The following is a 12,988-nucleotide window of genomic DNA, read 5'->3' on the forward strand; positions in this document are numbered from 1 at the left end:
GGTTTTTGTTTTGTTGTTGGCGGACCCATACGGAGGCGCTAAATCGGTGGCCGTTGCGCGCGGATATCTATTGGGATATAATAGGAAATGTAATTATAATGAAACTATGTTTCACTGTATGGAACTATCAAAAGCCGAAAGTGAGGGGATACGAATGAGCTTCCGCTTTGAGGGCATTGATCACGTGCAGCTTGCCGCGCCGCAGGACTGCGAGCAGAAGGCGAGAGCGTTCTTCGGGGAGCTGCTCGGCTGGACGGAGCTTGAGAAGCCGGCCGCCTTGAAGGACAGGTGCGGCGTTTGGTTCCGATGCGGGATGCATGAGGTTCACATCGGCGTACAATCATCCTTCATTCCCGCGCTTAAGGCGCATCCGGGGTTTGCCGTCCGGGGACTGGAGCAGCTGAAGGAGAAATTGACGGCAAACGGCATCGGCGTCATAGACGACGAGCTCAGAATCGAAGAGGGCTTTCGGCGTTTTTTCGCTTATGACCCTTTCGGCAACCGGCTGGAGTTTCTAGAACGAATCGAAACGGAGGAAGAAGGCGATGGATAGCAAAGAACGATTCACGGACAGAGTAGATAACTATGTGAAGTATCGTCCGACCTACCCGGCGGACGCGATCGATTTTCTGTACGAAAGGGTCGGGTTCGCCAAGGATAGCGTCATCGCGGACGTAGGAGCAGGTACCGGCATCTTCTCGAAGCTGCTTCTGGAACGAGGCAGCCGGGTAATCGCCCTCGAGCCTAACGAGGCCATGCGCGAAGCGGCGCTCCGTTCCTTGGGCGGGGAGGGAGAGTACGAAGCAAGGCCGGGATCGGCGGAAGCAAGCGGCTTGCCTGCGCAATCCGTCGATTTTATCGTCTGCGCGCAGTCCTATCATTGGTTCGACAGAGAACAGGCGAGAGACGAGTTCCGCCGCATTCTTAAGCCGGGTGGAAGGGTCGCGCTCATCTGGAATTCGCGCAAAACGAGCGGGACGCCCTTCCTGGAGCGGATCGAGTCGCTGCTCCTGGCATACGGCACGGATTACGAGAAGGTCGGGCATAAGAGCATTACGCGAGAGACGCTTCGGCCATATTTTGCGAATGGAGGACCTGCGCTCGATACGTTCTCGATGATTCAGCATTTGGATGAAGAGAGTCTGCGAGGCCGTCTGCTCTCCTCATCGTACGCTCCGCTGCCCGGTCATCCGAATTACGAGCCCATGATCCAGGAGCTGGCAGGCATTTACCGGGATTGCGAGCAAGGGGGCGTCGTCGACATGGAGTACGTGACGGAGCTTTACTGGGGAGAGGTGTAGACCTCGATGAAGTAGCGAACATCTGTGCCTCTATGCTATCATGAAGGAATCCCATCATAAAGGATTGAACGAGGCATGGACTTATTTAGCTACGAGGAGACGGAGGCGCCGCGCGCCCGCCTGCTGGCGGACCGGATGCGCCCTCAGACGCTCGACGAATATATCGGGCAGGAGCATATTGTGGGGAAGGGCAAGCTGCTTAGGCGCGCGATCGAGGGGGATCAGGTATCGTCGATTCTGCTCTACGGTCCTCCCGGCTGCGGCAAAACGACGCTCGCCCATATCATATCGCTAAGGACGGAAGGGGACTTCGTGAAGCTGAACGCGGTCGACGCTTCGGTCAAGGACGTTCGGGACGTCATCGACCGCGCTCGCACGAACAAGACGTTATACGGCAAGAAGACGATCCTGTTCCTCGACGAGGTGCACCGCTTCAATACGTCCCGTCAAGACGCGCTTCTTCCCGCCGTGGAGCAAGGCATCATCATCTTCATCGGAGCGACTGTATGTTATATACACATATTTTTGAAGAGAAAAACTCCAGATGCAGTATTACAAAGGATATTTTGTGCTTAATTAAACGCGAAAAAGTCATTATTGAGGAAAAGGTTCTTATTAATACTTTTTCTCGAAAATATTTAAGCAAGTAATCTTCGTTAGGACATTTCAGGTAGACTATTGATAAGGCATGAATTCAATTCAATCTAAAAAGTAAAACTAAGCTTGAGTCAACAAGATTAAGCAGAAGGATATCATAAGATAAGGGGATGTGAATAAAGTAGGGGTAAGTCAAAGGTGATATTGATTTGGTTCCTATTGTGCTATAAAAGGCATCCTAATAATAGTTTAACAGCGTTAAAAAAAGTAAATTGTTATTCCAACTGTCATTGTTGCAATAAATATTCATGCTGCTCGCGAAATATTACGAACAGCAAGTCTTATCGTTGCTAAAAAAGTCGACTATAAATTTTGGTTTACCGCGCTATATCAAAGATTACTGTGGTTTATTTGATGAACTGAGGTAAAACTTCGAATTGTTTATCCCTCCACAAGGCCTTCGAATAGAGATAAAACCCCGATTCCTTTTGAAATATTTACGATTATCTATCCTCAATAGACCTGAAGATATCTTTCGTAATTCTGTGGATCATCTTCACGTCATCACTTTTTTTCTCCATTAAAAATTGATAATGAATTTCTAAGATCGATGTGGTTTCAAATTCTTGCGAGTCAGGGTCAATTTCCCGGAAATCAAAAAGCTCACCTGGTTTTATACAAAGGGCCTTCATAATTTTTTCGAGTGAATCTATAGAGATATTTCTTTTACCTAATTCAACTTCTGTTAAATAAGAAGCCTGATGTCCGGTGAGTTGACCTAACTGCTGTAGAGTCAAATTTTGTTTATTGCGTACATTACGTATACGTTCTCCGATAACTTTTTTTAAACTGGACATGGAATTATTACCTCCCTACTTAAGGGTAAAGGTTTAACTAAAAAAAATACATAACACTATAAGTGAATATAGTTGTTAAATTAACTTATAAGTGGTATTGTTTAATTATTATGTCTAGGGGTGAACAAAATGATTCCAAAAGTGTGGTCAGTAGAATCGCTGATCCTTACAAATCAAACAAAGGAGCAATTTACTAGTCGATTCCGTAAAGTCATTTTCCACAAAGATTTTCAGTATTTACTGCTACAGCAGCAGGATCAATTTAAAGTCATGAAAATAAAATGTTGCGAGGAGGTGGTCAAATTAAGAGAGGCCAATAAAGATGAGTGCATGGAACTGGAGGAATATCTTCAAAAATGGCATGTTAAGGCTTTAGTAGATTCAATGGATTCAAATGAAGAATATTGGGTAGTGGGGATAAGTTTCAATAAGGTAGTTCATAAAGGCTGTTTCTCCTCTGAATACAGAATTTCAGATGGGAATCCGCTTGACATATTGCCATATATTATCCAAACAGGAGCGGAACATGTGTACTTTTCAAAATGATGTAATAAATTTTATGACGAATGGTAAAGTCACTGTTAGAGGTCTGACAAAATTAGGACTTATACCTAAAGGGCATTGCGTGATACCTAACCAATTCTACGAGAGGGGTTGGGGGAAGTGGCTTCCTATTCCGAATCTTTCCTTATTGCCCTTCTTTAGCGTTTCTATAACAAGTGGTTTATGTTGGGAAGAGACTATCGCATTTTTGGAGGAAAAAACTAAACCGGATACATTCAAAAAAAAATGTGAAGATGGAGAAACCGCAAGTATCCATCAAGAAATTGAAAATCTCTATATAAATGAAAGAGAAACAGAGATTAAAAGGAGACTAGAGGCTAATGGATTTCAGTATCCAGAATCAATAAATGATGTAGTTAGTCTTTATATTGCTCTAGGATTGGCGTTCGATATAGTAGACCTTCAGGGATTGGTGTTTCTAGATATGATTATTCGTCCACTTCAGAATATTGATGATGTGTTACTTAATCCATAGTTGAATTCATCGATGCGACAGACGTTCGGCTTCCTGACATATTTGGACACTGACCGAAATGTAGTTCAGGGAAAACATGCGTCAGGCTGCAGTTTAAGTTGTCATTAGAAATCTGGGGAGACGGAGTAGCTTGTATGGTAAACTAACCGTTCTCCCCAATTTTGCGTAGTTATGTAAGTCAAAATGAGTTGTTCTGAGGAAGGATGAAATGATAAATGTTTATTGTGAGAAGTGTCGTGATTATGTTGGCTTTATTGAGAAAAATGTCATGTTTTACAAAGCGTTGGGCGGTTTAAGATTGATTTATAGAGGCAAAGAAGGGAGTTGTTCAGAATGTGGCAATGTGGTTCATGTATCACATCTTAGAGATTTTAATTTAGCACAACTGCACGAACGGATAAAAGACTTAAAGTATATAACGGAGTAGAATGTATAGTAATATTGATTTTTATTGGTTTTCCGTTGATTTCCAAGATAATACTTGTACCATGACTTGCCTATTATATTCATCTATTCGTTTTTCATTGAATTCGGATTCCGCATTTATCTCATCGTGAGTTAAAGACTTCATTCTTAGTATTGCTTCAGAAATTACTTTACTGTACCCTAACGGATCCATTTCTTTTCTTTGTGTTTCCTTCCCCCATAGTTCCCCTTCATTCCATGCAAGCTGTAAAAGGTAAGCTACTTGATCGGAAAGCTCTTCCGTTGGGAGCTCGATAAGTTCTGTTTCTACGACGCCGTCGGCTACGATTACAAAGAATCGATTATTGCGAATAACCGAAAAATACATAATAACCCTCCTAGACTAGCGGGGCGTTCCCACCAAATTTGTTTGTATAAAATTTTTTCTATTAGATTATTTTTTATCCTTAGAAAGGGTTTTGGATAATCAATTATTCGATATTAGGAGTGTGTCTAATGGAGAAACTTCCGATTATTAGAACGACTCGAGGAATCGTCTTTGGATCACCCGACATTTTGAACCGTTGCTGGAATTATCGTGGAAAAAAGCTCCCGTCCTCATATCTCCAGCTCATGTACAAGTCTGCCAATGAAAAGCGAACTCAATTGATCCTTGATGTGTCCAAAGTTGAGATGGTTTATAAGGGTCCAACAGTCGAAGGTCCTGATGCAGAGTACATTAAAGTTGTAAGTGGAAAGATTGACAAAAGAAGACCGTTATTCCTTTAATTACGATTGGTCTGAAGCGGGTCTAGTTATGCTTTGTTTTTGCCCAACTACGAAATTCTATTTGTCTAGACATTCAAGCCTTTCCACATCATTAGTGCCGCTCCTGTTGAAATCTCGATGGCAGTCCGATAAAACGATTTATGCGCGTTAATTAATGTTCCGCCAAAAATGATGCATTCCGGATGAAAGATATTAATCAGGTTCGCCAGCCCGATACCCCAGATGCCTTGCGGACTTGAGGAACAGCTCCAGAGCAACAGGGTTTTCCAGTGCCAGTTCACTCAATAACAGGTCGTTTGATATCCTCTGGCTTCACCGGGAACATGGTCATGTTGTCTGCCTGAAGGATCATCTGACCAATGGAGCTTTCCCTGTCAACGGATCCGTGAACGGTCTGGCCCTCGGACATTATGGAGGAACGCAAGCTGACGCCGACATGCATGTAAAGCATATGCTGCTGTTGGGACTCTTGCATGCTCTATGCGCGCCGAGCAGCACGGTGTTGGAGTCATTGCCAGCTTGACGTTATTCCGGTTTGGTCTTGAAGGAGCTGGCAGATCTGGACGTTCGACCAGCCCTTGGCCAGAAAGTAAGTCCGAAGTAATAGCCTCAAGAGGGGTTGATCTGGATCAGGATCGGCTTTCTTCCGCTGTTTGAAGGGCCGAAGCATGATTCAATGATAAGATTAGAGGTTCATGGTGATAGTTTTGATGTCAGAGTTTTCTATTACCTCCCTAATCATAACTGTTTCTGCCGCTCAAATATAGCCGGAAGTTGACATTCATAAATGTCCGAAATTAGAGCGATATAGTGACCATACTATCAGTCTAAAGAAAGAAGAAACGCTCCCGTCATCGTCATGCTGTTGGTAGCAGCATAACCGGAAGCGTCACCCCAAGAATATGGTCATTGTATCAGATTTCACGCTGGTTGAGAAGGATTCTGCAACCGGCGTTTTTTGTTAGGAGTGCGGAACTGGTCCCCTGCCCCTGCTGCGGTGGCTGGTTAGAGGTAGCGGGCAGCCGGGAACGGGTGTGGTACAAAAGCAGCGGAGAACGAGCAAAGCTCATCATTCGGAGGCTGTATTGCACGTCATGCGCAAGGATTCATCATGAGCTCCCGGATCTACTCGTTCCTTACAAGCGGTATGACGCTGAAAGCATCGAAGATGTCTTGCAGGAGCCAGATGCTTCGGCAGTAGCCGCAGACGAATCCACCATTTCTAGATGGCTAGCCTGGTTTCAGGTTTGGGCGGTGTATGCAGCAGCAGCTCTTCAGGCGATTAGCATCCGGTTCAAGCTTCCCGTGCAGCAAGCGTCCGTTGCTCCACGGTCCGCACTCCACGCTTTAGGACGGTATGTCGGTGATGTAGCCGGATGGCTAGGAAGAGCTGTCCGTCCCATCGCCAATTTAAATCTTTGGGTTACAGACCCGTTCTGCCTGTCTGTCCGCTGAAGCTTGGCTTAGACTCATGCTAACTCTAGTAAATGGAGGCATGAGGATGAACAAACAGAAGAAAACGGACGAGGTTGCGGCGGAACGCTTTCAGCTGCTGTCGCCGCTCCTAGCATCCGGTCTGGACGCAGCGAAGGCGGCTCAGTTAAAGTCGGCCATTTGTGCGCAGTCCGGCTTATCGGAGAGGACGCTGCGCCGGTACTTGGCCGAATATCGCAAGGATGGGTTTGACGGACTAAAGCCGAAACCCAAAGGCCGGAAGCCGCTGCCAGACACCATACCAACGGAGGTGTTGGAAGAAGCGATCCTGCTTCGGCGGGAGGTGCCGAAGCGGAGTGTGCGCCAAATTATCCAGATTCTCGAATGGGAGGAGAAGGTCGCACCGGGAACGATCAAACGCAGCACCTTGCAGGCAAAATTAACCCGGCGCGGTTACAGTTCAAGGCAAATGCGGATGTATGCCGGTGGAGGTACGGCGGCGCGGCGCTTTCAGAAGCAGTCCCGCAATCGCTTGTGGCAAAGCGACATCAAGTTCGGCCCGTACCTTCCCATTGGTCCTGGTGGAACAAAGAAGCAAGTCTATCTGGTGCTATTCGTGGATGACGCGACGCGGTATGTCCTGCATGGAGCCTTCTACGCGTCGATGGAGCAAGCCATCGTCGAGGACAGTTTCCGAAGAGCGATCGAGAAATACGGTGTTCCAGAGGCCGTGTACTTCGACAACGGTAAGCAATACCGCACGACATGGATGAACCGGACGTGCGCGAAACTCGGTATTCGCTTGCTCTTTGCCAAGCCCTACTCTCCGGAAAGTAAAGGCAAAGTTGAGCGTCTAAACGGCGCTGTGCAGAGCTTTCTGGACGAGGTCGCACTCGAGAATGTTAAGACGCTCACCGCTCTTAACGACTGGTTCCAAGTGTGGCTCTCAGAGTGTTACCAGAATAAGCCCCATGCCGCGCTGGCGAACAAACAAACACCTGAAGCAGCGTTTCGAAGCGATCCAGCAGCGCTGCAGTTCGTAAATCCCGAGCACCTCGCGGCCAGCTTCCTTCATGCGGAACAGCGGAAAGTGGATAAGGCCGGCTGTATCAGCTTTCAAGGCAAGAAGTATGAAGTTGGGCTTTTGTTCATTGGACAAACGGTGCAAGTCGTCTATGACCCGGCAGATATTACAGAAGTGACGATCGAATACGAGGGATGTACGCCATGGAAAGCGCGGGAGCTCGTCATTGGAGAAAGGGCAGGCAAGCGGCCGGCCCTCCCGGAGCATCTGCAGAAGCAGCCAGCAACGGAGTCCCGCTTGCTCCGCGGTGCCGAGCGGAAGCATGACGAGCGCGCACAAACCCAAACACCGGCCGTCTCCTACCGCATGCTGAGGAAGGAGGCTGGCAAGGATGTTTGAATCCTTCTACAACATGACCCGTACCCCATTTGCTCGGGACATTCCCGTAACAGAGCTTTATCCGGCGAGCGCTATGGAAGAGATGCTGGACCGTTTGCAATACGCTGCTGAGCGCCAATTATTCGCCGTCATTAGCGGCGACTGCGGGACGGGCAAGACGACGACCGTCCGCCGGTTTGCCGCCATGCTGGATGCCGCGAAGTATAGGCTGCTGTACCTGTCGGACTCCAAGCTAACGCCGCGCCACTTCTACAAAGGGCTGCTCGAACAACTCGGATGCGAGTCGAAGTTCTACCGGGGCGATGCGAAGCGTCAGTTGCATCGCGAAGTGGAGCTCATGCGCGGCATCCATCGACTGGAACCGGTTGTCGTCGTAGATGAAGCCCATCTGCTCGATCGGGAGATGCTGGAGGAAGTGCGCTTCCTGCTCAACTGCAAGATGGATGCGCAAAGCCCTATGGCACTGATTCTCGTCAGGCAGAGCGAGCTATGGGACAAGCTTCGTCTTCAATCCTATGCAGCGATTCGTCAGCGGATTGACCTTCAGTGCAAGCTGCCCTATTTCGACCGTTCCCAAGTCGGTGAATATCTGAAGCGTCAGTTAGCGTATGCCGGCACCGATCATGAGATATTCTCTGATGAGGCGGTAAATGAAGTTTACCGATTCTCGGGCGGATCGGCCAGACTCATCAACAAGTTGAGCACTCATTGCCTCATCTACGGAGCCCAGATCAAGCGTCGCATCATTGACGATCATATGGTGAAGCACGTGATTCAGGGTGAATTGTCATGAATGAGCTTTGGAACCGGATGACGTACGATCGGGACGCGAACAGTTGGTTTGTCCAGCTAGGAGAGAAAGCTTATCCTGTTTATTGCGGTGAATGTTTTGAAATTCGCATTGGAGATCGTGGCATTCCCTGTCGACTCGAGCTTGACCGATATTGGTACGTGATTATGAGAGAAACGCGATTTAACTTGAGGAACAAGGAAGTTTACCATATTCGATTCGTTTAACAGAAATGGGAAAGCCGAAATCTTCTTGGCTTTCCCATTCTTCGAATCTTTACGGACATGATTGCTATCAGGCCTCGGACAACTAACGCGATCATTTTCTGGACAGTATGGATCAGCAGTAACAATAACCAATAACATTTAGGCAAGCTACCTTATAGCAAGGGAAGTGATCTTTTTCTGGATAACGATACTTGATTTCAAAATGGAGAAAGATGTCTGAAGATAGGGCCTGTTACCGTTCGGTAAAGAGTATGCCATGATTCCCGTTATAGTGGGAGCTCACTTAAACTCGGCATCCTCTTTCGTGCCGAAAAACCCCCAGGCGCTACCGCTTGGGCCATGAATCCAAAACTTATTTTAGAAGGAATTAGTGTAATTATTTAAAAATAAAAATATAAAAATTATTAATGGAGGCAACAGACTACACATGCCGAATTACAAGAGAGTTCATTACAAAATTTTACTCATAAAACAAGGAGGAGCCTTTATGACAGGCTCCTCCTTGTTATTGCATGTTTAAAGTTAATGGATAGGCGACCTCGGGCATGCAGTGAAGTAGCATTTCAAGTCAGTGATCCTTTGAATCTTTCCTTGTTCAATGAGGTCAAAAATCACGGGCACAAATCACTGATTCATAAATTAAAAAGTTTTTTCGAAAATACATCAAGTTTATAGTTAATTAGGCCGCTATCATGTATTGAGGTTTTATAATTATCATTGCAGCTGTTGAGCGCGGGTTAAACGCACCGCTGCCACATATTGCGCGGCTCTTTCGCGTATCAAATGATAGTTTTTCTGTCTGACGGCTTCCTTGGTCAGATCGGAGCCAATACCTATGGCGTAGGCGCCGGCCTTAAGCCAATCGCTGATATTGTCTAAGTCCACGCCGCCGGTTGGCATAATATTCACCTGCGGCAGCGGGCCCTTAATGGCGGAGATAACGGATGGCTGATACAAGTTCCCTGGGAACAGCTTGATAACATCGACCCCGAGCTCCATTGCACGCTGGATTTCTTGAATGGTCATACAGCCCGGCATAACAGGGATTCGATAGCGATGGCATAGCTCAATGGTTGATTCGGAGAGACTGGGGCTTACTATAAAGGCGGAGCCCGCAGAGATCGCCGCACGGGCTGTTTCCGCGTCAAGAACAGTGCCTGCGCCTATGACGACGTTATTCGGGGGCTCGGTAGAAGCGGCCTCTAAAGAAAGCAGCTCAATGACCTGCAACGCTCCTGGCACCGTCATGGTAATCTCGATGAGGTTGATGCCGCCAATAATAGTTTGTCGAGCCATGGCAAGCGCCTCCTCCGCGCTGTCCCCTCTTATGACTGCAACAATTCCTTCATTATACACTTGCTGGAGAAGCTTTAATTTCTTCATCTCACACCGTCCTATCGTTCTATATGATTGGCGTTTCCGTCTAGCTTGGCTTGTAGAGTTCTTCGTGAAGGAAGCCCCTCCCAATCGCCATTAACCTGTACAATGAGGCTGCCCAGCAGACTGGCTAGCTTCACGCACTCCTCGAGAGGCTTGCGCCACACCAAACCTGTAATGAATCCTGCGCAGAAAGCATCGCCTGCTCCGACGGTATCGACGACGCGGGACGCTCTTACGAAAGGAACAGCTGTTACGTTATTCTTCTCTACCAAATAGGAGCAGTTGTCTCCGCCTTTAATGACCGATATGGCATTCAATTCAGCGATGCGGTTCAACATGTCGGGGAGCTCGTCCGTCTCATAAAGCAGCTTCAGCTCGTCCAATCCGGGCAGGAAATAATCAGCTTCCTTCGCCAGCTCCAGCAATATGGGACGGGCCTCCTCGATGGACCAAAGCTTCAAGCGGATATTAGGATCGAAGATGACCTTAACGCCGTGTTTCTTGGCCATTCGAATCGCCTCATGCACAGTAGCTCTGGCGCTTGCGCTGATCGCCGCGGTAATGCCCGTCAGGTGAAGGAAGCCGGCCTGGGCGATATAAGCTTCGTCCAGGCTATTCGGAGTCATGCGGCTTGCCGCTGATCCGCTTCGATAATAATGTACAGCGAGCCGGTCATCCAACACTTCGCGAAGCATGAGTCCTGTCGAAGCGTATTCGTTCAGTCTGACCCGTGACGTATCCACGCCTTCACCCCGTATTTGCTTCAAGATCGAGCGTCCCAGGGAATCATCTCCGAGATGACCGAACCAGCCGACCTGTATGCCGAGCCGCGCCAGCCCGATGGCCGTGTTGCTCTCCGCTCCCCCGAAGCCTCTGGTTAATCTCTGCGTTGTCTCCAGGCTTCTTCCGTCGTCCGGAGTAATGAGGCCCATGCTTTCCCCGAATGTAACGACATCTAGTTTAGTTGGCATCGAAGTATTCATCCTTTGATAAGTTATTTTGTTCATCTTATAGCATTATGGCTTTGACGAGAGATAGAGTAATTCCAGATCCATTTGTTGTTTTTTTGGCAGAAATATGAGATACGGCGGAGGATGCGATAAGAATGTTATGAGGATAAGAAGAAAAAATAGAAACCTCTTCCATCGGCATGATGGAAGAGGTTCTGAGCTTCAAGTACCGGGCGGTTACCGTCCGGTACTTGAAGGGTTCAAGCATTAAGAATGCACATGCGTGAGCTTATGGAAGGTCGCCTGGACATAATCCGAGGAGGTGCCTGTGTTGTTCTGGTTGTAAACTCCCGCCTTGAAATACAGATACTTGTTGTTGTAGCCGGACGGAAGCGTGTATTGCACCGTTGTTGTCGATCCGCCCTCTGGCGTTACCTTGACCGTCATCGTCAGGCCAACGACCTTAATTTCGTAGCTCCACTTCTGCCCAAGCGCGATACCGTTCGAAGGGTTCAGGCTGGAAGGCCCGCCAATAATATTAACCCAGGTGTTGTTGTTGCTCAGGTCATCCGTGCCGAAATAGATGGCGCCCTTTGTATCAGTCGGACGTTTGTGGTAATACAGACGAATGGGCTCAGTGTCCGGTCCGTGAATTTGGCCGACAACTACGCGTCCCATCTTAGTGCTGTCGCCGGTCGTAGAAACCCTGTCGACCTGAAGCGTTGCATTCATCGTGCCGTCAACGCCGCCAGCCTGCGACTTCGTGCTGGAGGACGAGGTGGAGGTGACCCAGTTGTTGCCCAAGGATGTGGTGCCGGCGGATGGATTCAGCATCTCGCGCAGCTCGGAGCGGGTATACGTGCTGTTGGTCGTTGTGCTGCCCAGATTGGGCGAGCGGAACACCATGCCGCCATTGCTGGAGCTTGTGTAGAACCAGCTTGGATGCGTATAGCCATTGCTTAGCGAGGAGGGCTGCACTTCGCTGGCATCCGGAAGCGTAATCTTCCACTTGGTCAAATCGAAATTCCCGCTCGGAGGCAAGGAAGGATTAAGCCCGCCAGTGCCGCCACCGCCAGTGTCTCCGCCGCCGCCGCTCGATACGGTGCCCCAAATCTCGGTCTCGAGAATGCTGTTCCAATTGTTGACGTTGTTGCCGAAGCCGTTAATACGCACATAGCGGGCCGTGACCGTCGTGAAATTGTAAACCTCGAGAGCCGCTGTTGTGCCGCTGCTGGTGCCCGCATACACCTGATTCCAGCTGGAGCCGTTCGCGGATACCTGAACATTGAAGGTGGACTGGCGCTGCGCCCCCTGATGCCAAGCGAGCTTGACGCGTTCAATCGAAGCGGATTGGCCCAGATCATATTGAATCCATTGTCCGTTGCCTTGTGCAGACCATCGCGTTGTGTAGTTGTTGTCAAGCGTATTGGCGGGAACATTGCCGTCATGGCTGCTGGCCGTAACGGAGGCCACTGGCAGCTCGCTGGCTGCAAATGCGGCAGGAGATAACGGGATAAGGCCAATCATAAGAACAAGCGCAGTAAGGAAGCCAATCGTTCGCATACGTAGAGACTTTGTTTTTTTCATCATAACAGCTCCTTCGATAAATTTGGAAAGCGATGACAGGTCAATCATTCTGTGATTCGCTCGTGATGCGATTGCTCTAATTCATAAAAGCGCTTTCACCTCCTTCGGGATTGACTATACATTTTTTTGGGAGCGTTGCCTTGTTGTTTTTTAAGATAACTTGGTAATTATTGCATGATCTAAAAAAAGTACCAGCCAAACAAAAAGTA

At 48.2% G+C, this 12,988-nt stretch carries 14 protein-coding genes and 1 pseudogene; 10 read left to right on the forward strand and 5 right to left on the reverse strand.

Annotated features, from left to right (window positions below; translation table 11 throughout):
• Positions 1-154: 154 nt before the first annotated feature.
• From NQZ67_RS02140 to NQZ67_RS02150, 3 genes and pseudogenes are all read left to right on the forward strand, one after another.
• Positions 155-553 carry a VOC family protein gene (locus NQZ67_RS02140; protein WP_257442309.1) on the forward strand — a complete coding sequence of 133 codons (399 nt, stop codon included), beginning with the start codon at positions 155-157 and terminating at the stop codon, positions 551-553.
• A complete protein-coding gene (locus NQZ67_RS02145) occupies positions 546-1,301 on the forward strand; it encodes a class I SAM-dependent methyltransferase (RefSeq protein ID WP_257442311.1) in 756 nt (251 codons plus the stop codon). Before NQZ67_RS02140 ends, NQZ67_RS02145 begins: the two co-directional genes overlap by 8 nt.
• A gap of 75 nt (positions 1,302-1,376) precedes the next feature.
• Positions 1,377-1,805: pseudogene (locus NQZ67_RS02150) on the forward strand (AAA family ATPase); the annotation flags it as partial.
• A gap of 596 nt (positions 1,806-2,401) precedes the next feature.
• Here the strand turns inward: NQZ67_RS02150 and NQZ67_RS02155 are convergent.
• The gene (locus NQZ67_RS02155; protein ID WP_257442313.1) at positions 2,402-2,755 is read right to left on the reverse strand and encodes a helix-turn-helix domain-containing protein; all 354 of its coding nucleotides are present in this window, start codon (positions 2,753-2,755) and stop codon (positions 2,402-2,404) included.
• A 129-nt stretch (positions 2,756-2,884) separates the two neighbouring features.
• Here NQZ67_RS02155 and NQZ67_RS02160 point away from each other — a divergent pair, with 129 nt between their 5' ends.
• On the forward strand, positions 2,885-3,301 hold the full coding sequence (locus NQZ67_RS02160; RefSeq protein ID WP_257442314.1) for a hypothetical protein: 417 nt from the start codon (positions 2,885-2,887) through the stop codon (positions 3,299-3,301).
• A complete protein-coding gene (locus NQZ67_RS02165) occupies positions 3,282-3,794 on the forward strand; it encodes a DUF6042 family protein (protein ID WP_257442315.1) in 513 nt (170 codons plus the stop codon). Before NQZ67_RS02160 ends, NQZ67_RS02165 begins: the two co-directional genes overlap by 20 nt.
• Before the next feature lie 448 nt (positions 3,795-4,242).
• Here the strand turns inward: NQZ67_RS02165 and NQZ67_RS02170 are convergent, their stop codons facing one another.
• A complete protein-coding gene (locus tag NQZ67_RS02170; protein WP_257442316.1) occupies positions 4,243-4,587 on the reverse strand; it encodes a hypothetical protein in 345 nt (114 codons plus the stop codon).
• Positions 4,588-4,715: 128 nt separating this feature from the next.
• Here NQZ67_RS02170 and NQZ67_RS02175 point away from each other — a divergent pair, with 128 nt between their 5' ends.
• From NQZ67_RS02175 to NQZ67_RS02190, 5 genes are all read left to right on the forward strand, one after another.
• Entirely contained in the window at positions 4,716-4,988 is a 273-nt protein-coding gene (locus NQZ67_RS02175) for a hypothetical protein (protein WP_257442317.1), read from the forward strand.
• Between the two features lie 1,032 nt (positions 4,989-6,020).
• A complete protein-coding gene (locus NQZ67_RS30560) occupies positions 6,021-6,443 on the forward strand; it encodes a DUF6431 domain-containing protein (protein ID WP_371825253.1) in 423 nt (140 codons plus the stop codon).
• Between the two features lie 46 nt (positions 6,444-6,489).
• Positions 6,490-7,845, forward strand: coding sequence for a DDE-type integrase/transposase/recombinase (locus NQZ67_RS02180; protein ID WP_257442318.1), 1,356 nt, complete (start codon positions 6,490-6,492; stop codon positions 7,843-7,845).
• Complete coding sequence (locus tag NQZ67_RS02185; RefSeq protein WP_257442319.1) at positions 7,838-8,638, forward strand: ExeA family protein; 801 nt, start codon at positions 7,838-7,840, stop codon at positions 8,636-8,638. The genes NQZ67_RS02180 and NQZ67_RS02185 overlap by 8 nt, the downstream gene beginning before the upstream one ends.
• Positions 8,639-8,655: 17 nt before the next feature.
• The gene (locus NQZ67_RS02190) at positions 8,656-8,862 is read left to right on the forward strand and encodes a DUF5348 domain-containing protein (RefSeq protein WP_257442416.1); all 207 of its coding nucleotides are present in this window, start codon (positions 8,656-8,658) and stop codon (positions 8,860-8,862) included.
• A 714-nt stretch (positions 8,863-9,576) separates the two neighbouring features.
• On the opposite strand, the gene NQZ67_RS02195 is transcribed toward NQZ67_RS02190, so the two are convergent.
• From NQZ67_RS02195 to NQZ67_RS02205, 3 genes are all read right to left on the reverse strand, one after another.
• A complete protein-coding gene (locus tag NQZ67_RS02195; RefSeq protein WP_257442320.1) occupies positions 9,577-10,245 on the reverse strand; it encodes a bifunctional 2-keto-4-hydroxyglutarate aldolase/2-keto-3-deoxy-6-phosphogluconate aldolase in 669 nt (222 codons plus the stop codon).
• Between the two features lie 11 nt (positions 10,246-10,256).
• On the reverse strand, positions 10,257-11,213 hold the full coding sequence (locus NQZ67_RS02200) for a sugar kinase (RefSeq protein ID WP_257442321.1): 957 nt from the start codon (positions 11,211-11,213) through the stop codon (positions 10,257-10,259).
• 246 nt (positions 11,214-11,459) lie between these two features.
• Positions 11,460-12,779, reverse strand: a complete 1,320-nt coding sequence (locus NQZ67_RS02205; RefSeq protein ID WP_257442322.1) for a polysaccharide lyase family 7 protein — start codon at positions 12,777-12,779, stop codon at positions 11,460-11,462.
• Positions 12,780-12,988 lie beyond the last annotated feature (209 nt).

Source organism: Paenibacillus soyae, assembly GCF_024623455.1.
In the GTDB taxonomy this organism is placed as follows: Bacteria; Bacillota; Bacilli; order Paenibacillales; family Paenibacillaceae; genus Pristimantibacillus; species Pristimantibacillus soyae.